The sequence below is a fragment of the Micromonospora sp. NPDC048842 genome, from assembly GCF_040649935.1.
In the GTDB taxonomy this organism is placed as follows: Bacteria; Actinomycetota; Actinomycetes; order Mycobacteriales; family Micromonosporaceae; genus Micromonospora; species Micromonospora hortensis.
In genome coordinates this window covers 16,356-40,990 of the sequence record NZ_JBEZGK010000029.1, presented here as the reverse complement: position 1 = coordinate 40,990, position 24,635 = coordinate 16,356, and the positions used below count along the sequence as shown (strand labels likewise).

At 71.7% G+C, this 24,635-nt stretch carries 20 protein-coding genes; 12 read left to right on the top strand and 8 right to left on the bottom strand.

Features of this window, described 5'->3' with window-relative positions:
• Nucleotides 1–266: 266 nt before the first annotated feature.
• Together rpsA and coaE are read left to right on the top strand one after the other, a co-directional pair.
• The gene (gene rpsA / locus AB0C19_RS28850; RefSeq protein WP_124815727.1) at nucleotides 267–1,778 is read left to right on the top strand and encodes a 30S ribosomal protein S1; all 1,512 of its coding nucleotides are present in this window, start codon (nucleotides 267–269) and stop codon (nucleotides 1,776–1,778) included.
• 143 nt (nucleotides 1,779–1,921) lie between these two features.
• Nucleotides 1,922–3,103 carry a dephospho-CoA kinase gene (coaE, locus tag AB0C19_RS28845; protein ID WP_357190359.1) on the top strand — a complete coding sequence of 394 codons (1,182 nt, stop codon included), beginning with the start codon at nucleotides 1,922–1,924 and terminating at the stop codon, nucleotides 3,101–3,103.
• An 8-nt stretch (nucleotides 3,104–3,111) separates the two neighbouring features.
• On the opposite strand, the gene AB0C19_RS28840 is transcribed toward coaE, so the two are convergent.
• On the bottom strand, nucleotides 3,112–5,052 hold the full coding sequence (locus AB0C19_RS28840) for a hypothetical protein (protein WP_357190357.1): 1,941 nt from the start codon (nucleotides 5,050–5,052) through the stop codon (nucleotides 3,112–3,114).
• A 206-nt stretch (nucleotides 5,053–5,258) separates the two neighbouring features.
• On the opposite strand from AB0C19_RS28840, the gene uvrB reads away from it, so the two are divergent.
• From uvrB to AB0C19_RS28820, 4 genes are all read left to right on the top strand, one after another.
• Nucleotides 5,259–7,367 carry an excinuclease ABC subunit UvrB gene (uvrB, locus tag AB0C19_RS28835; RefSeq protein ID WP_124858842.1) on the top strand — a complete coding sequence of 703 codons (2,109 nt, stop codon included), beginning with the start codon at nucleotides 5,259–5,261 and terminating at the stop codon, nucleotides 7,365–7,367.
• Between the two features lie 82 nt (nucleotides 7,368–7,449).
• A complete protein-coding gene (locus AB0C19_RS28830; protein WP_357190355.1) occupies nucleotides 7,450–8,259 on the top strand; it encodes a helix-turn-helix domain-containing protein in 810 nt (269 codons plus the stop codon).
• Nucleotides 8,260–8,349: 90 nt separating this feature from the next.
• Nucleotides 8,350–8,718: a VOC family protein gene (locus tag AB0C19_RS28825; RefSeq protein ID WP_357190353.1), complete on the top strand. Its 369-nt coding sequence runs from the start codon at nucleotides 8,350–8,352 to the stop codon at nucleotides 8,716–8,718.
• Between the two features lie 196 nt (nucleotides 8,719–8,914).
• Entirely contained in the window at nucleotides 8,915–9,772 is an 858-nt protein-coding gene (locus AB0C19_RS28820; protein ID WP_357190352.1) for a helix-turn-helix transcriptional regulator, read from the top strand.
• Between the two features lie 123 nt (nucleotides 9,773–9,895).
• Here AB0C19_RS28820 and AB0C19_RS28815 read toward each other — a convergent pair whose 3' ends face one another.
• A complete protein-coding gene (locus AB0C19_RS28815; protein WP_357190350.1) occupies nucleotides 9,896–10,189 on the bottom strand; it encodes an antibiotic biosynthesis monooxygenase family protein in 294 nt (97 codons plus the stop codon).
• Nucleotides 10,190–10,306: 117 nt separating this feature from the next.
• On the opposite strand from AB0C19_RS28815, the gene pnuC reads away from it, so the two are divergent.
• The 3 genes from pnuC to AB0C19_RS28800 all read left to right on the top strand — a co-directional run bounded on the left by pnuC (nucleotide 10,307) and on the right by AB0C19_RS28800 (nucleotide 13,395).
• A complete protein-coding gene (pnuC, locus tag AB0C19_RS28810; protein ID WP_357190348.1) occupies nucleotides 10,307–10,963 on the top strand; it encodes a nicotinamide riboside transporter PnuC in 657 nt (218 codons plus the stop codon).
• Complete coding sequence (locus AB0C19_RS28805; protein WP_357190346.1) at nucleotides 10,960–12,084, top strand: AAA family ATPase; 1,125 nt, start codon at nucleotides 10,960–10,962, stop codon at nucleotides 12,082–12,084. The genes pnuC and AB0C19_RS28805 overlap by 4 nt, the downstream gene beginning before the upstream one ends.
• A 312-nt stretch (nucleotides 12,085–12,396) precedes the next feature.
• Complete coding sequence (locus tag AB0C19_RS28800) at nucleotides 12,397–13,395, top strand: TerC family protein (protein ID WP_238685543.1); 999 nt, start codon at nucleotides 12,397–12,399, stop codon at nucleotides 13,393–13,395.
• Nucleotides 13,396–13,453: 58 nt separating this feature from the next.
• On the opposite strand, the gene AB0C19_RS28795 is transcribed toward AB0C19_RS28800, so the two are convergent.
• Both AB0C19_RS28795 and AB0C19_RS28790 read right to left on the bottom strand, forming a co-directional pair.
• Complete coding sequence (locus tag AB0C19_RS28795) at nucleotides 13,454–14,377, bottom strand: NlpC/P60 family protein (RefSeq protein ID WP_357190344.1); 924 nt, start codon at nucleotides 14,375–14,377, stop codon at nucleotides 13,454–13,456.
• Nucleotides 14,378–14,436: 59 nt separating this feature from the next.
• Nucleotides 14,437–15,534 (bottom strand): dipeptide epimerase, encoded by a 1,098-nt coding sequence (locus AB0C19_RS28790; RefSeq protein ID WP_357190342.1) that lies wholly within the window; start codon nucleotides 15,532–15,534, stop codon nucleotides 14,437–14,439.
• 44 nt (nucleotides 15,535–15,578) lie between these two features.
• Here AB0C19_RS28790 and AB0C19_RS28785 point away from each other — a divergent pair, with 44 nt between their 5' ends.
• On the top strand, nucleotides 15,579–16,376 hold the full coding sequence (locus AB0C19_RS28785; RefSeq protein ID WP_357190340.1) for a tyrosine-protein phosphatase: 798 nt from the start codon (nucleotides 15,579–15,581) through the stop codon (nucleotides 16,374–16,376).
• On the opposite strand, the gene AB0C19_RS28780 is transcribed toward AB0C19_RS28785, so the two are convergent.
• The 3 genes from AB0C19_RS28780 to typA all read right to left on the bottom strand — a co-directional run bounded on the left by AB0C19_RS28780 (nucleotide 16,345) and on the right by typA (nucleotide 19,954).
• Nucleotides 16,345–17,046: a lysoplasmalogenase gene (locus tag AB0C19_RS28780; RefSeq protein ID WP_357190338.1), complete on the bottom strand. Its 702-nt coding sequence runs from the start codon at nucleotides 17,044–17,046 to the stop codon at nucleotides 16,345–16,347. The two genes, AB0C19_RS28785 and AB0C19_RS28780, sit on opposite strands and share 32 nt — an antisense overlap.
• 75 nt (nucleotides 17,047–17,121) lie before the next feature.
• Complete coding sequence (locus tag AB0C19_RS28775; RefSeq protein WP_357190336.1) at nucleotides 17,122–17,973, bottom strand: serine hydrolase; 852 nt, start codon at nucleotides 17,971–17,973, stop codon at nucleotides 17,122–17,124.
• Nucleotides 17,974–18,085: 112 nt separating this feature from the next.
• Nucleotides 18,086–19,954: a translational GTPase TypA gene (gene typA / locus AB0C19_RS28770; RefSeq protein WP_357190334.1), complete on the bottom strand. Its 1,869-nt coding sequence runs from the start codon at nucleotides 19,952–19,954 to the stop codon at nucleotides 18,086–18,088.
• A 133-nt stretch (nucleotides 19,955–20,087) separates the two neighbouring features.
• On the opposite strand from typA, the gene AB0C19_RS28765 reads away from it, so the two are divergent.
• Together AB0C19_RS28765 and AB0C19_RS28760 are read left to right on the top strand one after the other, a co-directional pair.
• On the top strand, nucleotides 20,088–21,509 hold the full coding sequence (locus AB0C19_RS28765; protein WP_357190332.1) for a DedA family protein: 1,422 nt from the start codon (nucleotides 20,088–20,090) through the stop codon (nucleotides 21,507–21,509).
• A gap of 34 nt (nucleotides 21,510–21,543) precedes the next feature.
• Nucleotides 21,544–22,419 carry a lytic transglycosylase domain-containing protein gene (locus AB0C19_RS28760; RefSeq protein WP_357190330.1) on the top strand — a complete coding sequence of 292 codons (876 nt, stop codon included), beginning with the start codon at nucleotides 21,544–21,546 and terminating at the stop codon, nucleotides 22,417–22,419.
• 47 nt (nucleotides 22,420–22,466) lie between these two features.
• Here the strand turns inward: AB0C19_RS28760 and AB0C19_RS28755 are convergent, their stop codons facing one another.
• The gene (locus tag AB0C19_RS28755) at nucleotides 22,467–24,593 is read right to left on the bottom strand and encodes an efflux RND transporter permease subunit (RefSeq protein ID WP_357190328.1); all 2,127 of its coding nucleotides are present in this window, start codon (nucleotides 24,591–24,593) and stop codon (nucleotides 22,467–22,469) included.
• Nucleotides 24,594–24,635: the final 42 nt, after the last annotated feature.

The following is a 24,635-nucleotide window of genomic DNA, read 5'->3' as shown; positions in this document are numbered from 1 at the left end:
TCCGGGCGATTGTTCGGCTTTCGCAGGTCATCGCACGAAGAGAACCCGGGAGGGCTTGCACGCTGTGGTAATGCGCACGGTAGGCTAGACGATGCGCTCGCGGATCGCGTTGCCTCGGCAGGGAGCAGGTGCGCGGTCGACGGAGCCACATCATGATCTCACTAGGCGATCGTTCGGTGTGCCCGGCGACGGATCCGCTGGCGCGAACAGGTCACTGCGACACACCAGCCTGCTGTGACAACCCACCGACCGGAGCAACCGCCCACATGACGAGCAGCATCGAGGCCCCCTCGAGCGCCACCCGGGTCACCCACGACGATCTCGGTTCCGAGGAGGCATTCCTCGCCGCGATCGACGAGACCATCAAGTACTTCAACGACGGCGACATTGTCGAAGGCACCGTCGTCAAGGTCGATCGGGACGAGGTCCTGCTCGACATCGGCTACAAGACCGAGGGTGTCATCCCCTCTCGGGAGTTGTCGATCAAGCACGACGTGGACCCCGCCGAGGTTGTGACTGTTGGCGACCACATCGAGGCCCTGGTTCTCCAGAAGGAGGACAAGGAGGGTCGTCTGATCCTCTCCAAGAAGCGGGCACAGTACGAGCGGGCCTGGGGCACGATCGAGAAGATCAAGGACGAGGACGGCGTCGTCCGCGGTTCGGTCATCGAGGTGGTCAAGGGCGGCCTCATCCTCGACATCGGGCTGCGCGGCTTCCTGCCCGCGTCCCTGGTCGAGATGCGTCGTGTGCGTGACCTGCAGCCGTACGTCGGGCGGGAGCTCGAAGCCAAGATCATCGAGCTGGACAAGAACCGCAACAACGTGGTTCTGTCCCGCCGGGCCTGGCTGGAGCAGACGCAGTCCGAGGTGCGCACCGAGTTCCTCAACAAGCTGCAGAAGGGCCAGGTCCGCAAGGGCGTCGTGTCCTCGATCGTCAACTTCGGCGCCTTCGTGGACCTGGGCGGCGTCGACGGTCTGGTGCACGTCTCCGAGCTGTCCTGGAAGCACATCGACCACCCGTCCGAGGTCGTCGAGGTGGGCCAGGAGGTCGAGGTCGAGGTCCTGGACGTCGACCTGGACCGCGAGCGTGTCTCGCTGTCGCTGAAGGCGACCCAGGAAGACCCGTGGCGGCAGTTCGCCCGCACCCACGCGATCCAGCAGATCGTGCCGGGTAAGGTCACCAAGCTGGTTCCGTTCGGTGCGTTCGTCCGCGTGGACGACGGCATCGAGGGCCTGGTCCACATCTCCGAGCTGGCCGAGCGCCACGTGGAGATCCCGGAGCAGGTCGTCCAGGTTGGCTCCGAGGTCATGGTCAAGGTCATCGACATCGACCTGGAGCGTCGCCGGATCTCGCTGTCGCTCAAGCAGGCCAACGAGGGCTTCGTCGAGGGCGAGGAGCACTTCGACCCGACCCTCTACGGCATGGCCGCGACGTACGACACCGAGGGCAACTACATCTACCCCGAGGGCTTCGACCCGGAGACGGGCGAGTGGCTCGAGGGGTACGACAAGCAGCGCGAGACCTGGGAGAACCAGTACGCCGAGGCTCGTCTGCGCTGGGAGGCCCACACCAAGCAGGTGCAGACCTCTCGGGCCGCCGACGCCGAGGCTGCTGCCAACCCGACTCCGGTCGTCCCGGCCGCTGCCGGTGGCGGCGGCGGTGGCACCACCTCCTCGTCCAGCCCGGCCCCGAGCCGGCAGGCCGAGGAGCCGGCCGGCACGCTGGCCACCGACGAGGCGCTCGCCGCTCTGCGGGAGAAGCTCGCCGGCGGTAAGTGACCCGCTGAACGACGACGGGCCCCGTCCCCGCGATCTCCGGATCGCTGGGGGCGGGGCCCTCGCCGTACCCGCCGCCAGCCGTGCGGCACGCTCGACCGGGGATGGGTTTGGCGGCGGGCTTGTCGATCCGGTTGACTGTTCGGGTGCTGAGGGTGGGGTTGACCGGCGGGATCGGGTCAGGCAAGAGCGCGGTGGCCGCGCGGCTCGTCGAGCGGGGCGCGGTGCTGATTGACGCCGACCGGGTGGCCCGGGAGGTGGTGGCGCCGGGTACGGACGGGCTGGCCGAGATAATCGCCGCCTTCTCCGACGCGGTGGTGGACGCCGACGGCGCACTGGACCGTGCCGCGCTGGGAGCTGTGGTGTTCGCCGACGTGACCGCCCGCCGTCGGCTGGAGGCGATCACCCACCCCCGGGTTCGGGCCCGCACCGCGGAGTTGGCCGCAGCGGCGGCACCCGACGCGATAGTCGTCAACGACGTACCGCTGCTGGTCGAGGTGGGTCTCGCGCCGACGTACCACCTGGTGGTCGTGGTGCAGACGGCCGTGGCGACAAGACTGGAGCGGCTGGCGCGCGACCGGGGGATGGGTCGCGCGGAGGCCGAGCGGAGGATCGCCGCCCAGGCCGACGACGCCCGCCGCCGGGCGGCGGCGGACGTGGTGCTGACAAACGACGGGAGCCTGACGGCGCTGCACGACGCCGTCGACAGGCTCTGGAAGCAGCGGTTGGTGCCCTACGAGGACAACCTGCGCCAGCGGCGGGTGGTCCCCCCGGACGCGGCCGAGTTGGCGGGGGCCGACGCGAGTTGGCCGGAGCAGTACGCGCGGCTGGCCGCCCGGATTCAGCACACGCTCGGCTCGGATGCCCTACGCATCGATCACATCGGTTCGACGGCGGTGCCCGGCCTGGCCGCCCAGAACGTCATCGACGTGCAGGTGGCGGTCGCCAGCCTCGTCGACGCCGACGGGCCGTTGGCCGATCGGCTGGCGAGCGCCGGGTTTCCGCGGGTGCCGGGGCAGTGGTGGGACGACCCGCGCCCGGCCGGCAGGGGCCGGTGGGAGAAGCGGTTGCACGGTAGTGCGGACCCGGCCCGCCCGGTTCGTCTGCACGTGCGGGTGGCGGACTCGCCGGGTTGGCGGTACGCGTTGCTGATGCGTGACCACCTGCGTGCCGACCCGGATCAGCGGGCCACGTACCTGCTGCTCAAGCGGGATCTGGTCGACGCGGCGCCAGAGGCCGGCGATTCCGGCACGGCGCGCAACCCGTGGTTCGACGAGGAGTACCTGCGGGCCGAGCAGTGGGCCGCGCAGACCGGCTGGCGCCCCTGAGGCGTCGGTCAGCGGCCACCGGGTCGAGGGGTCGGAGACCGAGGGGCCGTCGGTCGAGGGGCGGCGGGCCGCGGGTTGGCGGCCAGTCGGGGCACGACGGCGGGCTGGAGATCCAGGTGTGCCCACGCGCCGGCGTCGGTCTGCACCTCGAGCCGGCGGAGCGACCCGTCCCGGTCGAGCCAGTAACGCAGCCGCGCGTCGGCCGGACCCGACTCGATGACGTCCACCGTCCGTCCGGCGGTGACGTCCTCGCGTACCCGCACGGCCGCGCCGCGCTGCCCGACCGACCCAGCGGCGATTGCGGCGTCGACCAGCACGCTCAGGTCGTCCCGGGCGGGCCGGGAGACCCGCCATCCTCCGGCCGGGGGTGGTAGCGGCGGCCGGGCAGGCGCCTCCGCGGTGCCGCCGGCGTCGGCCGCCGGCAGGTCCGCCCGGGCCAGACCGGCGGCGTCGCGGCGCAGCAGGGTCCGGCGGTCCGGTACGCCCAGGTCGGCGACAGCGAGGTACGCGGTACGCGCGGTCCAGCTCAACCAGCCGGTGCCCCGCAGGTTCGTGTCAGTGCCCACCGGTGCGGTCAGCGTCACAGTGGCACCGCCGTGGGCTCGGAGCCGGGCCGGCAGCCGGTCGAGCCGACGTTGCTCGGCGTCGGTCAGCGCGCGGGGCAGACCGGGGCGGCCGCCTAATGCGTCCACCGGTCGAAGTGTCGGCCGGTCCGCGCGGTTGAAGATCATCGTGATCGCACCGGTGCCGGGCAGCACAGTCACCAGCTTGTGCAGCCGGGCGTCCTGGTCGAGCCAGAACCGGGTCTGTCCGTGCGGGGCGGGCGTCGCGGCGCTGGGGGTGCCGATGGCCGTGCTGGCGGCTGGCGCGCCGCTGGGCAGTGGTGCCTGAATGACGTCCAGTGGGCCAGCCGGGACGGCCTCGCGGGCGATCCAGCGCGCCCCGTCGGACGCTGCCGCCCGGGTCGCGGTGTCGGGGCGGTCGGCGGCGAGATCGAGGAGCAGGTCGAGCACCGGTGCCAGGTGCGCCCCGGGTGCCAGTCGGTGCAGCCGCCACCGGTCCGGCGGGGGCATCAGCGGTGGTGCGGCGGGAGTGGGCACCGCCGCCGGATCGGGCCGGATCACCAGCACCGGGCCGCTCTTCTGCAACAGCCCTCGTTCGGCACCCGCTCCCGGCCCGCCCACGTCGAGGTAGAGCAGGGACCGGGACCAGTCCACCCAGCCCACCAGCTCGATGCGGGCGGCGCCGGTGCCGGCAGTGACCCGTACGCCCGCGCGCAGGTCCCGCAGGTTGGTGACCCGCACGGCGGCCAGCCGCTCGCCCTCCGCCAGGGTCAGCGGTCGGGCCGGCTCGGGCGGGTCGGGCGTCCAACTCAACAGCCCGAGCACCAGCGCCGTCGCGGACGTCACAGCCGTTAGACCGAGCAACAGCAGCACCGTACGACGACGACGGCCGGCCGAGGGCGGCCCGGTGGTGTCGGCGGTCTCGCTGTTGTCGGCGGTGTCCGAGGTGTCGTCGCGGCGGGTGGTCCCGCGGTTCTCCGCGAGGCTTCGCTCGGCGGCGGCCCGCCGCGTGTCGTCGGTCTTGCGGCCGGCGGCGGCTCGGCGCGCGCCACCGGCGGACCGGCCGGCTGTGGACCTGTTCCCGGTGTCGTTGGTTCGGCCGGCCTTGGACGTGTTCTTGGTGTCGTTGGTTCGGCCGGTCGCCGAGGCGCCGCCGGCCGAGCCGGTGCGGTGCCGCCCGCTGCCGCTGGCCGGGCTGCCACCGCTGGCCGGGCCGCTGCCGGTGCTCCCGGCCTCCGGCCGGGGTGTGGCGGTGCGGGCGGTGTCGGGCGCCGGGGTCGGAGAGGTGTCCACGGAGATGAAACGGGCGGGAAGGCACCGGGGTGACGAGCAGGGGCGCTCGCGGCGGCCGGTCTGCGCCTCGAGCGCGACCACACGGGTGCGCACGCCGGACGAGCCGGGTGCTGCGACCGCAGTGCCGGGGGTGACCGGCCGTGATGTTGGCCTGGCCACCGGCCCGGTCGGCCGCCGCGAGCGGCCTACATGAAGAGGGTAGTCCCGGTGACATGGGCCACACAATGGGAATATTGAAGCCGATCACGTACCTGGCGTGACGGCCGTTCCTGTCGGACCTCCGGCGTACCGTTGACGGCATGGCGCTCGACATTCCCCGGCTGGACAGCCGCTTCCAGGTCGTCAGTGACTTTCAGCCGGCCGGCGACCAACCGGCGGCCATCGATGACCTTGAGCGTCGGGTTCGGCGCGGCGACCGCAACACGGTTCTGCTCGGCGCGACCGGCACCGGCAAGAGCGCCACCACGGCGTGGCTGATCGAACGGCTGCAACGCCCCACCCTGGTGCTCGCCCCGAACAAGACGCTCTGCGCGCAGTTGGCCAAGGAGTTCAGCGAGCTGCTGCCGCACAACGCTGTCGAATACTTCGTCTCGTACTACGACTACTACCAGCCCGAGGCGTACATCCCGCAGACCGACACCTACATCGAGAAGGACTCCTCGATCAACGAGGAGGTGGAGCGGCTGCGGCACTCGGCGACGATGTCGCTGCTCACCCGCCGCGACGTGATCGTGGTGGCTACCGTCTCGGCGATCTACGGCCTGGGCACTCCGGAGGAGTACCTCAACCGGGCGGTGAAGGTGCAGATCGGGCAGGAGCTCGACCGCGACCAGTTGCTGCGCCGGCTGGTCGACATCCAGTACACCCGCAACGACATGGCCTTCCAGCGGGGCACCTTCCGGGTCCGCGGCGACACGCTGGAGATCATCCCGGCGTACGAGGAGCTGGCGATCCGGATCGAGCTGTTCGGTGACGAGGTGGAGAAGCTCTACTACCTCAACCCGTTGACCGGTGACGTGGTCCGCGAGGTCGACCAGCTGGTGATCTTCCCGGCCACCCACTACGCGGCCGGACCGGAGCGGATGGAACGGGCGATCCGTGACATCGAGGTGGAGTTGGCCGAGCGGCTCGCCGAGCTGGAGCGGCAGGGCAAGCTGCTGGAGGCGCAGCGGCTGCGGATGCGCACCACCTACGACATCGAGATGATGCGGCAGGTGGGCTTCTGCTCCGGCATCGAGAACTACTCGATGCACATGGACGGGCGGCTGCCCGGCAGCCCGCCGCACGCCCTGCTCGACTACTTCCCCGACGACTTCCTCACTGTGGTCGACGAGTCGCACGTGACGATCCCGCAGATCGGCGGCATGTACGAGGGCGACGCGTCGCGCAAGCGGATGCTCATCGACCACGGCTTCCGGCTGCCCAGCGCTGCCGACAACCGGCCACTGCGTTTCGACGAGTTCCTGGAGCGGGTCGGCCAGATGGTCTACCTATCCGCGACCCCCGGCACCTGGGAGATGGAGCAGGCCCAGGGCGAGTTCGTCGAGCAGGTGATCCGACCCACCGGTCTGGTCGACCCGGAGGTCGTGATCAAGCCGACCAAGGGCCAGATCGACGACCTGATGCACGAGATCAAGCTGCGGACCGACCGGGACGAGCGGGTGCTGGTCACCACGCTGACCAAGAAGATGGCCGAGGACCTGTCCGACTACCTCCTGGAGAACGGCATCCGGGTGCGCTACCTGCACTCGGAGGTCGACACGTTGCGCCGGGTGGAGCTGCTGCGCGAGCTGCGCAAGGGCGACTACGACGTGCTCGTCGGCATCAACCTGCTCCGCGAAGGTCTGGACCTGCCCGAGGTGTCGTTGGTGGCGATTCTCGACGCCGACAAGGAGGGCTTCCTGCGCAGCGGCCGGTCGCTGATCCAGACCATCGGGCGGGCCGCTCGTAACGTCTCCGGCCAGGTGCACATGTACGCCGACAAGATCACCCCTTCGATGGCGGCGGCGATCGACGAGACCGATCGGCGTCGGGCCAAGCAGATCGCGCACAACGAGGCGCACGGCATCAGCCCGGAGCCGCTGCGCAAGAAGATCCACGACATCCTGGACGACATCTACCGCGAGGCGGAGGACACCGAGAACTCCCGGGTCGGCGGCGCGGTGCGTCAGCTGTCCCGAGGGAAGGCGCCGGTCAAGGAGACCCGCAGCCGGAGCCGGTCCGCCGCGAGCACCACCTCACGGGAGGGGATGGCCCGCGCCGACCTCGCCCAGCTCATCCAGGAGCTCAACGACCAGATGTTGGCCGCCGCTCGCGAGCTTCAGTTCGAGTTGGCCGCCCGGATTCGTGACGAGGTCTCCGACCTGAAGAAGGAGCTGCGCGGCATGGACGCCGCCGGCGTGAAGTGACTGTCACCCGGTCGGCCCCGCCCAGCGCACCGCTCGGGCCCGGCCGACCGGGGCACGCGAAGGGCGGGCACTGTTGACGGCGGTGGCACCGATCGGCGAGATGGTCCTCGGGCTGCCTGACGCCAGCCTGCGTCCCTTCGTCGACAGGTACGTGGGCTACCGGGAGCGGGCGGACGTGCCACTGGTCCGCCGGGAGTCGGCGGGCGTCTTCGTGGTGCTGATCCTGGGCTGGGGCGCTCCGCTGGACGTGACCGACCCGCGTAGCGCGCAGCGTGGCGTCACAGCTGTCGACTCGTTCGTGGCCGGCACCTTCGACAGTTGGTGCACCACGCGCACGGTGGGCGTGGGGGAGGGCGTCGAGCTGCTGCTCGCTCCCCTCACTGCCCGCCGGCTTCTCGGCCTGCCTCTGAGTGAGCTGACCAATCGGGCCGTCGGCGTCGGGCAGCTCCCGGGCCGTTGGCTGGATCGGCTGCGCGGCCGGCTCGCCGAGGCCCCCGGCTGGTCGGAACGATTCGACCTGCTCGACCGGGTGCTCGCCGCCCGGCTGGCGGCGTCCCCGCCGGTGGACCCGCGGCTCGACTGGGCGTGGCGGTGGCTGACCGCCAGCGGTGGGCGGGGGAGCGTCGGTGTGCTCGCCGACGAGTTGGGCTGGAGCCGCCGGCACCTCACGTCCCGGTTCCGGCAGGAGGTCGGCCTGCCGCCCAAGATGGCCGCCCGGCTGCTGCGTTTCCAGCAGGCTCATGCCGCCTCGACCCAGGCCGGCGGGGCCGGGCGAGGAGTCGACTGGGCCGCTGTGGCGGCGGGCTGCGGCTACTACGACCAGTCCCACCTGATCCGGGACTTCCACGAGTTCGCGGGGGCCACACCGGCCGCGCTGCTCTCCGGGCGCTGACGACCGCCGGCCGACCGGAGCCGGGTCGGCGACCCGCCGAGGTCACATTCGTCCAATCCGGAGCCGTGCCGCCGGCCGCAGAATCGGGTCATGCGAGCCATCTATCCGATCTTCCGTTATCCCGATCCCCGCGCCGCGATCGACTGGCTCGGTGCCGCCTTCGGTTTCCGGGTGCATGCCGTGTACGAGGCGCCGGACGGTACTGTCGCGCACGCCGAACTGGTCCTCGACACCGGCATGATCATGCTGGGTGGTCGGGCCGACGCCCGGCCCCGGCCGGCCGACGACGACTGGTCGGTCTACGTGGCCGTGCCGGACGTCGACGCCCACTGCGCCCAGGCCCGCGCGGCAGGCGCCGAGATCATCCGCGAGCCGTTCGACACCGACTACGGCTCCCGTGACTACGCAGCCCGCGATCTGGCCGGCAACGTCTGGTCCTTCGGCACCTACCGACCCTGAGCCCGGCCATGCCGATCGGGGACGGGTGACCCGCCGGAGCCAGCCTTCGCTGCCTAAAACCACACTGACCTGCGGAAACGGTGTGTGCGGGCTGGTCCGGACGGCCGACGGCGTCGAATGCCCTGATTGCGGTGCGCGAGCGAGCTATTGCACTGGGTGATCGTCCTGCGTAGTCTCCCTCGGTGGGGAGGCCGGGATGCCGCTGCCAACAAGTCCTGTCATTCGACGTGCACGTCTCGGCGCAGAGCTGCGCCAACTCCGTCGGCGCGAGTCGCTGACCCTGGAGCAGGTCTGCGACCGGCTGGGCTGGGCCTCGACGTCGAAGCTGTCCCGCATCGAGCTGGGTCAGAGTCGCCCGGACCTCGCCGACGTGCTCGATCTGCTGGATGTCTACAAGGTGCCCACGCCGGCCCGGGAGGCGCTGATCGTCATCGCCCGGGACGCGGCGACCAGTCGAGGCTGGTGGAAGACGCTGGGCGAGATGAGCGAACGGCAGCGCACCTACGCCGAGTTGGAGGCGGGCGCCGCCGACATCGTCGAGTACCAGCCGTCGGTGGTGCCGGGGTTGCTCCAGACGCCCGCGTACGCCCGGGTGTTGGTCACCGCCGGCGCCCAGCTCACGCCGGAGGTCGATGTGGAGGCCGAGGTGCGCGCAAGGGCGCTGCGGCAGGAGGTGCTGCGGCGGGCCTACCCGCCGCGCTACACGGCGGTGCTCGCCGAGGCCGTCTGCGACCCGGGTGACCTGCCGGTGGCGGTCTGGCGTGAACAGCTGCGTCATCTGGTAGCGGTGACCGGCCTGTCCCACGTCACGGTGCGGCTGTTGCCGCGCGGAGTGGCCGGTGGCGGGCTGCATCCACTCACACCGTATTCCTGCTACGCCTTCCCCGACCCGGCGGACCCGCGCACTGTCATGCTCGAGGCCTTGACCACCGACGTCCGGTTGGCCACGGTGATCGACGTCGACCGCTACGAGCGGATGACCGCGGCGCTGCTGGCCGCGGCGCTGTCACCGGAGGAGACGGTCACAGTGCTGGCCCGCCGCGTCGGCGAGTGACGGCTGACCGGTGCCCCACGGTGAGGCGCCGCGCGGCCACCGGGCCCGGCGCCCCCGAGCCCGTCGGGACCGGCGGCCGGCGCGTGCGTCCGGCACGATAACCGTGGGGTACGACAGCTCGGCTCAGGCCGGTACGTCGAGGAAGTGTTCGACGACTGGCGGTCCCGCGAAGTGCGGCCCGATCAGCGCCCGCCACTTGTCGAACCGATCGGTGGCCCGGAAGTTCTTCTCGTGCGCCTCGACCGAGTCCCATTCGACGAGCAGCACGAAGCGGGTCGGTGACTCGATTCCTCGGGTCATCCGCACGGACCGGCAGCCGGTCGCACCGGCGAGCACCGGGTGACCCTCGGCGTACGCGGCGGCGAACGCGTCCTCGTGTCCGGGTAGTACGTCGATCAGCGCGACCTCAAGCACCATGTCGGACAGCCTCCCACGGCGGTCGGGGCAGTCGGTGTCGCGGGTCTGTGCCGGACCACTGCCTGGACTCCGCCTCGGCTCGACGGAGGACGTTGACACGGACCCTAGGGTGGCCTCGTGATCATCGACTGGCTCACCGGCACCGCGTTTCGGGTGGCCGGTACGGGCACCACCTGGGCCGAACTGCTGGGGTTCGTGACCGGTGTGCTCAACGTGTGGTTGGTGGCCCGGCAGAAGATCGCCAACTGGCCGATCGGCATCGCCAACGTGCTGCTGCTCATGGTGCTGTTCTGGACCGCCGGGCTGTACGCCGACGCGGGGCTCCAGGTCGTCTACGTCGCGCTCGGCTGCTACGGCTGGTGGCACTGGCTCTTCGGGGGTGAGCGGCGCACCCGGCTCACTGTCAGCCGGACGGGGCGGCCGGAGTGGCTGGCGCTGGCCGCCGCCGGGCTGCTGCTCACCGGCGCGCTCTGGGTGCTGCTGGACCGGGCCACCGACTCGACAGTGCCGCTGCCGGACGCGTTGACCACGACGCTCTCCTTGCTGGCCACGTACGGGCAGACCCGCAAGCGGGTGGAGAGTTGGTGGCTCTGGATCGCCGCCGACCTGATCTACATCCCGTTGTACGCGTACAAGGGGCTGCACCTGACGGCAGTGCTCTACCTGGTCTTCCTCGCCCTGTGCGTACTCGGGTTGCGCGCCTGGCGCGCCGACCTGCGTCGGGCCGACCGGCCGAGCGCGATCCCGCCCGGCCCGGCCCCGGTCACCGCGTGAACGCCGAGACATCCGGCCCCGCGCCGGCACCACGCAAGCCGGCGCGTCCGGCCGCAGCGGAGTTCGGGCACGGGATGGTGGTCGGCAAGTTCTATCCACCGCACGCCGGGCACCACGCGCTGATCCGGGCCGCCGCCGCCCGCTGCGCCGAGGTGACAGTCGTCGTGGCGCCCTCGCGTCGGGAGTCCATTCCGCTCCCGCTTCGCCTCGACTGGATGCGCGAGGTGCACGCGGACACGCCGTGGGTCCGTTTCGTCGGCCGATACGACGACCACCCGGTGGACTACGCCGATCCGGCGGTCTGGGACGCGCACTGCGCGGTGTTCCGCGAGGCGGTCGGGCCGGGGTCGGTGGACGCGGTCTTCTCCTCCGAGGCGTACGGGGCCGAGTTGGCGCGCCGCTTCGACGCCGTACCCGTGTCGGTGGATCCGGATCGGCGGACCGTGCCGGTGTCCGGGACGGCGGTGCGCGCGGACCCGGCGGGTCACTGGCGGTGGCTGAGCCCGCCGGTGCGGGAGTGGTTCGTCCGGCGGGTGGTGGTGGTCGGGGCCGAGTCGACCGGGACCACGACGATGGCGGCGGCGCTCGCCGGGCACTACGGCACGTCCTGGGTGCCGGAGTACGGCCGGGAGTTGACAGCTCGCAAGCTGGCCCGGTTGCGGGAACGAACACTGGAGGCGACCGTCTTCGACGTCACCTGGGATCCTGACGACTTCCGCGCTGTGGTCCGCGAGCAGCAGGCGGCCGAGGACGCGGCGGCCCGGACGAGCGGGCCGCTGCTGGTCTGCGACACCGACGCGCGGGCGACGGCGGTGTGGGAGGAGCGCTACCTGGGCAGCGCGTCGGAGGAGGTACGGGCGGCGGCGCGCCGGCCGGCGCTGTATCTGCTGACCGACCACCGGGGGGTGCCGTTCACCGATGACGGGTTGCGCGACGGTGAGCACCTGCGGGCCTGGATGACCGAGCGCTTCCGGGCCGAGCTGGCCGGGTGCGGGGTGCCGGTGGTGGAGTTGGCCGGGTCGCACGCCGAGCGGTTGGCCCGAGCGGTGCGGGCCTGCGACGACCTGCTCGCCGCCGGCTGGCCGCTCGTCGACCCGATCGCCGCACCAGACATGCACTAGCCTCCTAGGATGCGTCAGGCGGTGTGGCGCGTCGAGCGGTGTCCAGCACCACCGGGTGCCCGGGGTGTGATCACGGGGCGTGGTGGGCAACAATGGTCACCGAGGAGGGGAGTATTCCCCCGCAACGGAGTCGTCAGCACGGTCGATCGCCGGAACCACGGCGCCCGACCCGGCCCCGTAGGTCGCCGCCCCTTTCCGGGGCGACGGCGGAAGAGACCTCCGACAGTCACCAGAGTGAGCGACAGCGGCACGCCGGCTCCCGCAGGGGCGTACGGTGTGCCCGACGCCGCGTGTCTGCCGGAGGAATGAACGTTGGACGTGTCCGGATTGGTGTGGGCGGGAACGCTTGTCGCACTGACTGCGGTCCTGCTCGTCGACCTGTTGATCATCGGTCGGCGCCCGCACGAGCCGAGTGTGCGGGAGTCGAGCCTCTGGGTCGGCTTCTACGTCGGTCTCGCCCTGCTCTTCGGTGTGGGTGTGTGGCTGACCTCCGGAGCCAGCGCGGCCGGCCAGTTCTACACCGGCTGGCTCACCGAGTACAGCCTCTCGGTGGACAACCTCTTCGTCTTCGTGATCATCATGGCCCGCTTCGGGGTGCCTCGGCAGTACCAGCAGAAGGTGCTGCTCGTCGGCATCGTGCTGGCGCTGGTGATGCGCGGCGGGTTCATCGCCGCGGGTGCGGCGCTGATCACACAGTTCTCCTGGGTCTTCTACATCTTCGGCGCGTTCCTGATCTACACCGCGGTGAACCTGGCCCGGCAGGGTGAGCCGGACGAGGACGAGTTCTCCGAGAACGTGCTGATCCGGTGGAGCCGCAAGGCGCTGCCGATCTCGAAGGACTACGACGGGGCGAAGCTCACCACCCACGTGGCCGGCAAGCGGCTGTTCACCCCGATGCTGATCGTGATGATCGCGATCGGCACCACCGACCTGATCTTCGCGTTGGACTCGATCCCGGCGATCTTCGGCATCACCCAGGAGCCGTACCTGGTCTTCACCGCGAACGTCTTCGCGCTGATGGGCCTCCGGCAGCTCTACTTCCTGCTCGGTGGCCTGCTGGACCGGCTGATCTACCTGAGCTACGGCCTGGCCGTCGTGCTCGGGTTCATCGGGGTCAAGCTGGTGCTGGAGGCACTGGCCGACAACAAACTGCCGTTCATCAACGGTGGCGAGCACGTCGGCTGGGCGCCGCACATCCCGATCTGGTTGTCGCTGCTGGTCATCATCGGCACCCTGGGCGTCGCCACCGCCGCCAGCCTGATCAAGTCCTCCCGGGACCGGCGTCGCGAGTTGGCCGACGCCCGACACTGACCGGTCACCGGCCGGGTGCGGACACGCGCCCGGCCGGTGCAGGCTCGACCGACGCGTCCTAGACCCGGTGCGCGCTAACCAGCGTGGCCGTCCGGTCGGCCTGCAGTTCCTCTTCGATGACCCGCCGCCGCCGGTAGCAGGCGTGCAGCATCCGGCGCTGGCCGCCGTCGCCGGGGGCGGCGGTGACGATGCCGATGTGGTGGATCTTGCGGCCCGGTCGGGCGAAGAAGTAGAGATCGCCGGGGCGTTCCGCGCCCAACGACAGCGGGGTGGTGGCCACTGCCTGATCGTCGGCGTCGCGGGGCAGCAGCACCCCGAAACGCCGCCAGGCCAGATGCACCAGCCCCGAGCAGTCGATGCCGTGTGCGGAGAGACCGCCCCAGATGTAGACCACGTCCAGCAGGCGTTGTGCCACAGCGAGCGCCTGCGCGGCGGCCGGCGACGCGGCCGCCGACGGGACCAGGTGGCTGTCGGGCAGCCAGAGCGGGGTGGACCGGCCGGGGACGTGCACCGGCCGCCAGTCGTCGAGCGCGGGGCCGGCCGGGACGAGCCGGGTGCCGACGACGACGCCGGGCAGCACCACCGGCCCGTTCGGGGCGGCGTGCAGGCCAGTGACGGTGGCGTCGACCACCAGCGGGTGGTCGGTGCTGGTGTGGGTCGGGTCGAGAACGGTCAACTGCTCGGCGGGGAGCCAGCCCGGGTAGCCGCGGGGGTCCAGCTTGGCGGCTGGTTGTTCGACGGCGACGACCCGGGCCCAGCCGTCCGGGCGTAGCTCGCTGACGAGGACCCGTTCGCCGAGCAGGAGTTGGCTCAGCACGCAGTCGCCGACCTGCTGGTCGGTATCCATTCCCGAGACCCAGCTCGGGATGTCGGCGCCGGCGGTCAGCGCCGGACGGTCGACCGGGCGGACGGCCTCGGGGGAGGTCCACAGCGTCGCCACGGCGACCCGGACGACGGCCTCGCGGCCCGGTTGCAGCTCCACGTCAACCCCCAGATCGTGTCGGCTGTCCAGGGGAACCCTATGAAAGAAACCGACAGTCATCAACCATGCGCCTGCACTTTTGCTTCAGCGAGGCCGGAGATGCCCAGGCCAGGGGCGTCCGGAAGCACCACTGTCGCCCCGTCGTAGCGGATGCCGCCCTGCACCGGTGACCACGCCAGCCACCAGGCGGCGTCCAGGTCGGGGACCGCTGTGGTGCCGTACGCGGCGACCAGACTCGCGGCTGCCCCGATGCCGACCTGGCTCTCCATCATCGAGCCGACCACAGTGCCGAGCCCGTGCGCGGTGGCCAGGTCGAGGAGGGTACGGGCCGGATGCAGCCCACCGCACTTGGCCAGCTTGACGTTGACCAGGTCGGCGGCCCGGCGGCGGATCACCTCCACCAGGTCACGGACCCCGAAGACCGCCTCGTCGGCCAGGATCGGCACGGACACCCGGTCGCTGACCCAGGCCAACCCGTCCAGGTCCCAGCGGGCCACCGGCTGCTCGACCAACTCCACGTCGAGCCCGGCGTCCTCGATGCCGCGGATCACCCGGACCGCCTCCCGGGGCGTCCAGCCCTGGTTGGCGTCCAGCCGGATCCGGGTGCCGGGGCCGACGGCCGCCCGTACCGCCCGCACCCGGTCCAGGTCACCGGCCGCGTCGGTGCCGACCTTCAACTTGAGCACGCCGAAGCCGTCGGCCTGCCGCTGCCGTGCCGCGGTCGCCAGGTCCACCGCGTCGCCTGCGGCGAGGGTGACGTCCGTCGGGACCCGCAGCGTGGTGCCCCCGAGCAACCGCACCAGGGGTACGCCCAGCCGCCGCGCGGCGAGGTCGTGCAGGGCGACGTCCACCGCCGCCTTCGCGGCCTCGTTGCCGACCACGGCGCGCTGCACCTCGGCGCAACGGGTCACCAGGTCGTCCGGGTCACGGCCGATCAGCTGTGGGCCGAGCAACTCGCGGACGCACGCCTGCGCGCCGGCGACCGACGCGCCGGTGACCTGCCAGACCTGGGGCGCCTCACCGAAGCCGGACCGGCCGTCGCTGTCGACGAGTTCGACGACCAGGGTGTCCACTGTGGTGGTACGGCGCAGCGCGGTGACGAACGGGGTGTGTAAGGGGGCGGAAACCCGGTGGGTGCGTACCGCCGAGATCGTCATGTGAGGCACCCTATACAAAGGTTCACCGCGGGAGGGGAGACCGGATGACCGGGCAGGGCTGGGAGCTGGTGGGTGCACCGAACGCGCGTGACCTGGGCGGGCTCGTCGGCGCGGACGGGCGGCGGGTCCGGGTCGGCCAGTTGATCCGTACTCCGGCGCTGGGTCGGCTGACCGACGAGGACCTACCGGTGCTGGCGAAGCTGGGGCCGGCGTGCGTGGTGGATCTGCGCGACGCCTCGGAGATCGCTGTCGCGCCCGAGGACCGGTTCGCCGGTGAGCCACGGGTGGTGCGCCTGCCGGTGCACGACGCGGAGCACCCGGTCTTCACGTACGTCTCGGCGGTGCTGCTCGGTCACGACCTGGACGCGTACGCGGAGCTGGCCCGGCAGGGCACGGCGGGGGCGATGGCGGCGATCTACCGCTGGTTCGTGACCGGTGAGTCGGCGCGGGTCGGTTTCGCCGAGGCGGTGCGGCTGGCGTCCCGGCCGGAGAATCTGCCGCTGCTCTACCACTGCTCCGCCGGCAAGGACCGCACCGGTTGGTTGACAGTCATCCTGTTGACGGCGCTCGGGGTGGACGACACGGCGATTCGCGCCGACTACCTGCGCAACAACGAGCTGACCGACAGTCTGCGGGCGGTGATCGTCGAGGCGATGCGTCGGCGGAATCCCGAGTTGGACGTCGACGCGGTGTTGCCGGTGCTGGAGGTCCGCGCCGAGTATCTCGACGCCGGTTACGCCGAGGTGCGTCGGGTGCACGGTTCGTTCGACGCGTACCTGCGCGACGGGCTGGGGCTCACCGAGGCCGACCTCAGGGCGTTGCGGGCGCAGTTGCTGGAGTGACAGGTGCGTCGGTGGGCGTGCCGGCGCGGGCGGCGAGGCCGGTGACGATCAGTGCCTGGCCGGCGGCGTAGGTAGCCATGACCAGCACCGGCGCGCCGGTTGGTTGGGCCACCTCGGCCACCCCGGCGGCGATCAGCAGGTCGGAGCCGAGGAAGAGCGCGGCGCCGAGACCGACCCGCCAGCCCTGGGTGGCGGCGGTGCTGGCCATGGCGGCCAGCGCGATCGCGTAACCGGCCACCGGTAGGGCCAGCCCGACGTCGGTCAGCCCCGCCCACATCCAGGTCAGCGCGACGACGGTCAGCACCGCGTACCCCAGGGGCACGGCGACCAGCGGCGTGCGACGCAGCGCTGTCGCTGCGCCGTGTCGGGTGAAGGCCGCGAGGTAGCAGAGGTGCGTGCCGAGGAAGCAGGCCATGCCGGCGAGGAACCAGCCGGTGCCGTCGATCATCAGGGCGACGTCGCCGCCGGTGGCGAAGGCCAGCGCGGCCAGCAACAGCCGGTCCGGTCGGGCCGCGCGTTCGGCGCTGACCCGCCAGAGGTACGCGGCCAGCAGCGGCATCAGCAGCGGCTTGGTCAGGAGGAAGGCCAGGCCGCCGCCGGTGGCGTTGGCCAACAGGTTCGCGGCCGTCACGACGAGGAAGGCGATCAGCACTGTGCGACTGCGGGGCATCGGCGGCTCCGGGGTGGGGGTGCGAGCAGCGTAGCCGCAGTCGGCGGCGCTGGCCTCGCCGCCGAGGCTGTCGGGTCAGAGTTGGTGGCGGGCCGCCCAGACCTGCGCCGAGATGTGCGCGAGCAGCAGGCAGGCGTCGTCCTCCACCTGGTCGTCGCCGTCAGACAGGTCGGCGGTGGTGCAGACGGCGATGAGGTACGGCGGGGCGTCGTCGGGCAGCACCAGGCCGGCGCCGTGACGGACGCCGCGCACCCAACCGTTCTTGTGCGCGATGCGGGTGCCAGTGGGCAGGCCGGCGGCGAGGTCCTCGCGGTGTTCCTGGGCGAGCAGGACGTCAAGCATGGTGGCGCAGGCGGCCGGTGAGGCGAGTGGGCCGGGGGTGTCGGCCCCGGTGGCCAGGGCGCCGAGTAGGGCGGCCAGGTCGGCGGCGGTGACCGTGTTGGTGATGCCGGCCTCGCGGGCGGCGAAGTCCTCGATGCCGCGGCCGGTGACGCTGTTGCGGGCGCCGGCGAGCGCCCAGACCTCGGCGACCGCGGGTAGCCCGGCGTGGCCGAGGACGAGGTTGGTGGCGAGGTTGCTGGAGCGCACGATCATGCGGTCGGCCAGCCAGCGCAGCGACGCGGTGCCGCCGATGCGGTCCCAGACCGCGTCGTCGTTGTCGTAGGGCTGCGCGTTGGCGAAGCGGGGTGCGCCGGGCTGGGCGGAGGCGAAGTCGTTGACGACCGGGACCGGGGCGTCCAGGTCCAGGGTGCCGGCCTCGGCGGCGCGGTGCAGCGCGGCGAGCACCGCCACCTTCATGGTGCTCGCGGCGTAGTGGCCGGCGTCCGCGTGGCGGGTCCAGGTCGGCGGGGCGTCGAGTCGCCCGACGTACGCGGAGACGGTGCCGGGCACCCGGTCCAGGTGGGCGTCGAGATCATCCCAGGTCATGCCGGTGACCGTAGCGGATCAAGCGGGGGTGGGCTCGCGTAGCCGTCGGGGGAAAGACGACGGGCGCGTCGGCCGCAAGCGGCCGACGCGCCCGGTGTCGGGTGCTGGTGGGTCAGCCGGCGTGCTTGCGGCGGGCGGTGGCCCGGCCCCGCAGCTGCTGGTCGAGCACCACCTTGCGGATGCGCACCGTGGCCGGGGTGACCTCGACGCACTCGTCCTCGCGGCAGAACTCCAGCGCCTGCTCCAGGGTGAGCTTGCGCGGCGGGACCAGCTTCTCGGTCTCGTCGGAGGTCGACTGCCGCATGTTGGTGAGCTTCTTCTCCTTGGTGATGTTGACGTCCATGTCGTCGGAGCGGGAGTTCTCCCCGACGATCATGCCCTCGTACACCTCGGTGGTGGGCTCGACGAAGAGCTGACCGCGCTCCTGCAGGTTGGTCATCGCGAAGGCGGTGACCGCGCCGGCCCGGTCGGCGACCAGCGAGCCATTGTTACGGGTGCGCAGCTCGCCGAACCACGGCTCGTACGACTCGAAGACGTGGTGCAGGATGCCGGTGCCCCGCGTGTCGGTGAGGAACTCGGTGCGGAAGCCGATCAGGCCGCGCGCCGGCACCAGCCACTCCATCCGGATCCAGCCGGTGCCGTGGTTGACAAGCTGCTCCATCCGGCCCTTGCGGGTGGCGAGGAGCTGGGTGATCGCGCCGAGGTATTCCTCCGGGGCGTCGATGGTCAGCCGCTCGACCGGCTCGCAGGTCTTGCCGTCGATTACCCGGGTGACCACCTGCGGCTTGCCGACGGTCAGCTCGTAGCTCTCCCGGCGCATCTGCTCGACCAGGATGGCCAGCGCCAGCTCGCCGCGGCCCTGCACCTCCCAGGCGTCCGGCCGCTCGGTGGGCAGGACCCGCAGGGACACGTTGCCGATCAGCTCCTTGTCGAGCCGGTCCTTGACCATCCGCGCGGTGACCTTGGAGCCCTTGAGCCGGCCGACCAGCGGCGAGGTGTTGGTGCCGATGGTCATCGAGATGGCCGGCTCGTCGACGGTGATCAGCGGCAACGCGACAGGGTTCTCGACGTCGGCGAGGGTCTCACCGATCATGATCTCCGGGATGCCGGCGACGGCGATGATGTCGCCCGGGCCGGCGGTCTCGGCCGACGTGCGCTCCAGGCCCTCGGTCATCAGCATCTCGGAGATGCGGACCCGCTGGGTGCTGCCGTCGGTGCGGCACCAGGCCACCGTCTGGCCCTTGTTGATGGTGCCCTGGCGGACCCGGCACAGCGCGAGCCGGCCGAGGAACGGCGAGGCGTCCAGGTTGGTGACGTGGGCCTGCAACGGCGCGCCCTCGTCGTACGAGGGTGCCGGGATGGTGTCCAGCAGGGTGCGGAACAGCGGCTCCAGGGAGGTGCTGTCGTCGGGCACCGAGCCGTCGGCGGGCTGGGTCAGCGAGGCGACGCCGTCGCGGGCGCAGGCGTAGACGATCGGGAAGTCGATCTGCTCCTCGTCGGCGTCCAGGTCGAGGAAGAGCTCGTAGGTGTCGTCCACGACCTCCTTGATCCGGGCGTCCGGACGGTCCACCTTGTTGATCACCAGGATGATCGGCATCCGGGCCCGCAGCGCCTTACGCAGCACGAAGCGGGTCTGCGGCAGCGGGCCCTCACTGGCGTCGACGAGCAGCACCACACCGTCGACCATGGTCAGGCCGCGCTCCACCTCGCCGCCGAAGTCGGCGTGGCCGGGCGTGTCGATGATGTTGATGGTGACCGGGTCGGAGCCGTCCGCCGGCAGGTAACGCACACCGGTGTTCTTGGCCAGGATCGTGATGCCCTTTTCCCGCTCCAGGTCACCGGAGTCCATCACCCGCTCGGTGTTCTCGCCGCGTGCGCCGTACGCGCCGGCCTGCCGCAACATGGCGTCGACCAGGGTGGTCTTGCCGTGGTCGACGTGAGCGATGATGGCGACGTTGCGGAGGTCGGTGCGAAGCTGCATACCCTCTATCCTTCCGCCTGCGCTCGCGCAGGCTGCGTCGGGGTCACCCCCAGGTGCCCCTGATCTATGGTGAAACCGCTGTGCCGGTGGTTCTCCCGGCTGGCATGCTGGCACCCGTGTCCCGGGGGCCTGAGTGCACGACCTGCTGACCTGGGTGCAGGGTCTGCCCACCCTGTGGATCTACCTGGTCGCCGCGCTGATCGTGGCGGGCGAGACCGCGGTGATCTTCGGCCTGCTCGTGCCGGGTGAGGCTACCCTGCTGCTCGTCGGCTTCCTCACCTACAACGGTACCTTGCGGCTCGGGCCGGCGTTGCTCGCGATGATCGTCGCGGCGGTCCTCGGCGATGGGCTGGCCTTTCGCGCCGGACGGCGGTACGGCTCCCGGCTGCGCGCCGGGCTGGGTCACCGGGTCGGGCCGCAGCGGTGGGCCCGCGCCGACGCCATGCTCGCCCGTCTCGGTGGGCGGGGGGTGTTCGCCGCCCGATGGGTGGCTTTCGCCCGGACCCTGGTGCCCCGGCTGGCCGGTGCGGCCGGCATGCCGTACCGGCGGTTCGCCCTCTGGAACCTGGCCGGGGTGGTGACCTGGGTGGGCGGCTCGGTGCTGCTCGGTCACCTCGCAGGTGAGTCGTACGACACTGTCTCCCGGCTTCTCGGCCGGGCCACCGGGGTGGCGTTCCTGCTGCTGGCCGGCCTGGTGGGTGTGGTGCTGGTGGGTCGGTGGCTGGGCCGTAACCCCGACCCGGTGCGCGCGCTGCTGTCCCGGGCCGGCGCTCTGCCTCCGGTGCGGTGGCTCACCGCCCGCTACGGGGTGCTGTTCTTCCTGGTGGCCATGCGGATCGGCCCGGCCTGGACGCTGCTGCTCAATCTGGCCGCCGGGCTGCTGCTGCTGTTCGCCGCCGGGCTCGCCATCGCCGGTCTGCTCGCGGTGGCGGTCCGCAACAGTGGGCTGGCCGCGCTGGACGGCGCCATCGCGGGGTGGTTCGCCGCTCGGCGTACCCCGGACGCCGCCGACGCCACACTGGTGTTGGTGTCGGTGGTACGCGGGTCGGTGCTGATCCTGTTGGTGGCGCTGGTGGCGGCGGTGCTGGCGTGGCGCAACCGACCCTGGCGGGCGGACCTGCTCAGCGTGGTCGGCACTGTGGGCGCGTTCGTGCCGCTGGTGGTGCTGGCCGTGGTGGCCGAACTGACCGGCCCGAACGGGACCGCCCCGGGCGGCGGTGAGGTGGCGCCGCTCTCCACCCAGAACGCCGTCGTCGCGGCGAGCTTCTGCACCCTGGCGTGGCTGGTGTCGCGCAGCGCCCACTGGCCGGTGGCGGTGGCCGCCTGGACCGCAGCGGCGGCGGGGGTGCTCGGGATCGGCGGCGCGCGGCTCTACCTCGGACTGGACACGGCGAGTGGGACGGCCGCCGCGGTGCTGCTCGGGGTGCTCTGGACAGTGGTGTTCATGGTCGCCTGGGCGACCCGGGACCGGGCGGTGGGCAACGGTCAGCCCTCAGTGGACCAGGCCCCCCGGCGGCCGTCGCAGGGGCAACGCCGCCCGGTCGAACCTTGTTAGGGTGCGGCGACAATCACACGGGGGAGGCCACGGCATGGTTCGACGCACCGATCGGCTGGGCGCCGCAGTGCTCGCCGGGCTTCTGCTCGCGAGCGCGCTGGTCGGCTGCGCCGCCAAGGGGGAGAGCCCACCGGGCCTGGCCGCGCCGGTCGCCATCACCGACGGGCCGACCGACACCCCGTCCGACGAGGTCAGCGAGGAGCCGAGCCCGTCGGTGAGCGCCGTGGAATCGATGGGTTCCGCCCCGAGTCGGAGCGCGACCCCGAAGCCGAAGACGACGAAGAAGCCGACCCGGGCGGCGCCGAAGCCGCGCCCGGTGCCGAAGCCGCCCACCGAGACCGAGGTGCCGCCGGCACCGCCGAAGCCGGCCCCGAGCTCCTGCAAGCCGACCTACAAGGGCAGCCAGGCGAGCCGGTCCGAGGTGAAGGCGGCGCTGACCGATGCGGCCAACCGCACCTACTGGCCGGTCTCGGCACCGGACATCAAGATCCCGCTCAACCTGCTCAAGGCCACCGCGTGGCAGGAGAGCGGCTGGCAGTCCAACATCTACGCCTGCGACGGTGGGGTCGGGCTGTTGCAGGTGATGCCGGACACCGCGACCTGGATGAACCAGCGGTTCGAGAAGAGCTACAAGATCGACGCCTACCAGGACAACGCCTACCTCGGCGCCACCTACCTGGCCTGGGCGACGAAGTACATCGGCGACATGTACTTCGAGTCCGACTTCCGGCTCGACCCGGCACTGTGCACCAGCGAGCTGAATTCCTGCCTGCTCAACGCGGTCATCGCCGCGTACAACTTCGGGCACGGTGCGGTGGCTCAGGAGGGGAGGCCGCTGGCCATCCCCAACCCGTCGTACGTGCGCAACGTGCGGGCGCTGATGAGCGAGTGCGTCTGCCTGGCGTACTGACCTCGACGGGAGCCGTGGCGGATCCGCCACGGCTCCCGTCGAGTCGGTCAGTCGTGCGCGGCGACCGGCTCGGGCGAGCGCGGGGTGGCCTGCACCGGGTCACGCGTGATGCGACCGGGCCACCAGAAGCGGTCGCCGAGCAGGAACGCCAGCGCCGGCACCAGGACCGTACGGACCAGCAGGGTGTCGAGCAGGACACCGATGCAGACGATGATCCCGATCTGGGTCAGGGTGATCAGCGGGAGCACACCGAGTACGGCGAAGACCGCGGCGAGCAGCACTCCGGCGCTGGTGATCACACCACCGGTGACCCGCAGGGCGGAGAGCATCCCGGCGCGGGTGCCGGCGCTGCGGGCGTCCTCCCGGGCCCGGGTGACCAGGAAGATGTTGTAGTCCACCCCGAGCGCCACCAGGAAGACGAAGGCCAGCAGCAGTACACCGCTGTCCAGGGCCGGGAAGCCGAGCACGTGGTCGAAGAGCAGCCAGGCCGCGCCGAGGCTGGCGAAGTACGACGCGATCACGGTCAGCACCAACAGCAGCGGCGCGAGCAGACCGCGTAGCAGCAGCACGAGCACGGCGGCGACCAGCAGCAGGATGATCGGCAGGATGAGTCGCAGATCCCGGTCGTTGGCCTCGTCGGAGTCGTAGGTGGCGGCCACGGAGCCGCCGACGATGGCCCCGGGCGGGGCGTCGGCGCCGGCGGCGGCCGGCGGCGCGGAGTCGGGAACGGCGGCGACCGCCGCCCGCAGCGCCTCGATCGCGCGGTCCGAGGCGGTGGTGCCGGGTTCGGCGTCGAGGACCACGTCGACCTGGGCGATGGCCGCGCCGGCGTCGCCGGGGCGTGCCGAGGCGACACCGGGCACGGCCGTGGCTGCGTCGGTGACCGCCCGCACCGCCGCCGGGGTGGTGATCACGGCGACGGGCTGGGTGCTGCCGGCGGGGAAGGCCCGGGCCAGGGTCTGTGCCCCGGTCACCGCCTCGGGCTCGGCCCGGAACTGTTCGGTCTCGGACAGGCCGGTACGGATGCCGAGCCCACCCAGTGCCAGGCCGCCGAGCAGCAGTGTGGCCAGCGTCGCGACAACCACCGGGCGGCGTTGCACGGCGGCGCCGAGCCGACCCCAGAGCCGACCCTCGCGCACCGGGCCGCCGACCCGGGGTACGAACGGCCAGAACAGGCCGCGACCGAACAGCACCAGCACGGCGGGGAGCACGAACAGGGCCGAGAGCATGGCGAAGACCACACCGGTGGCGCATGCCACGGCCAGCGCCCGGTTGGTCTCCTGCTCGCTGAGCAGCAGGGTGAGCACGCCGAGCACGACGGTGCCGCCGCTGGCGAGGATCGGCTCCGCGGTGCGCCGCAACGCGGCGCGCATCGCCGCGAACCGGTCCTCCTCGCGGCGCAGCTCCTCCCGGTAGCGGGCGATGAGCAGCAGCGCGTAGTCGGTGGCGGCGCCGAAGACCAGCACGCTGGCGATGCCGGTGACCTGACCCTGCTGGAGGTTGATGCCGACGCCCGGCACGATGACGTCCACCGCGCGCAGTGTGAGCTGCTCGGTGGCGGCGACCACGGCCAGCGGCACTATCCACAGGAACGGGCTGCGGTAGGTGATCAGCAGGAGCAGCGCGACCACGGCGGCGGTCACGACGAGCAGTGTGACGTCGGCGCCGTCGAACACCGAGGAAAGGTCGGCGGTGAACGCCGGGGCGCCGGTCACCTCGGCGGTCAGCCCGTCGGGTAGGTCAGCGAGGGTGGCGCGCAGCTGGGTCACCGCGTCGGTGACGATCTCCTGCCCGCCGGCGGTGTCCAGCGGCACGGCGACAAGGGCCACCGCGCCGTCCGGGGAGACCTGGGCGGGGCTGACCTGCCCACCCACCGCGAAGCGGCGCAGACCGTCGGCGCGGGCGCCGACGGTGGCCCGGTCGGCCTCGCTCAGCGCGCCGCCGTCACCACGGCTGATCACCACGATGGCCGGCTGCACGTCGCTGGAGGGCAGCTGATCCTGCAGACGTTGCACCTGGGTCGACTGCCACTGCACGGACAGGCCGGTGGCGGACACCGGCGCCGGGTTGTCCGGCTGAGGTGTCCCGAAGACGGCGGCGCCCACGACGATCGCGGCGGCCACTGTGAGCCAGGCGGCCAGCCGGCCACGAGCGACTCTGGTGAACACAGACATCAGGTGACCTCAAGGTCTTTCGAAAGCCGAGTATCTTGATAG

Excerpts from the sequence above, each read along its gene's own strand:
- AB0C19_RS28825 (WP_357190353.1), top strand. The coding sequence starts at position 8,350 with ATGCGAGCCATCTATCCGATCTTCCGTTATCCCGATCCCCGCGCCGCG.
- AB0C19_RS28785 (WP_357190340.1), top strand. The coding sequence starts at position 15,579 with ATGACCGGGCAGGGCTGGGAGCTGGTGGGTGCACCGAACGCGCGTGAC.
- AB0C19_RS28815 (WP_357190350.1), bottom strand. The coding sequence starts at position 10,189 with ATGGTGCTTGAGGTCGCGCTGATCGACGTACTACCCGGACACGAGGAC.
- AB0C19_RS28755 (WP_357190328.1), bottom strand. The coding sequence starts at position 24,593 with ATGTCTGTGTTCACCAGAGTCGCTCGTGGCCGGCTGGCCGCCTGGCTC.
- AB0C19_RS28760 (WP_357190330.1), top strand. The coding sequence starts at position 21,544 with ATGGTTCGACGCACCGATCGGCTGGGCGCCGCAGTGCTCGCCGGGCTT.
- AB0C19_RS28820 (WP_357190352.1), top strand. The coding sequence starts at position 8,915 with ATGCCGCTGCCAACAAGTCCTGTCATTCGACGTGCACGTCTCGGCGCA.
- typA (WP_357190334.1), bottom strand. The coding sequence starts at position 19,954 with ATGCAGCTTCGCACCGACCTCCGCAACGTCGCCATCATCGCTCACGTC.
- AB0C19_RS28780 (WP_357190338.1), bottom strand. The coding sequence starts at position 17,046 with ATGCCCCGCAGTCGCACAGTGCTGATCGCCTTCCTCGTCGTGACGGCC.
- uvrB (WP_124858842.1), top strand. The coding sequence starts at position 5,259 with ATGGCGCTCGACATTCCCCGGCTGGACAGCCGCTTCCAGGTCGTCAGT.
- AB0C19_RS28775 (WP_357190336.1), bottom strand. The coding sequence starts at position 17,973 with ATGACCTGGGATGATCTCGACGCCCACCTGGACCGGGTGCCCGGCACC.
- AB0C19_RS28790 (WP_357190342.1), bottom strand. The coding sequence starts at position 15,534 with ATGACGATCTCGGCGGTACGCACCCACCGGGTTTCCGCCCCCTTACAC.
- rpsA (WP_124815727.1), top strand. The coding sequence starts at position 267 with ATGACGAGCAGCATCGAGGCCCCCTCGAGCGCCACCCGGGTCACCCAC.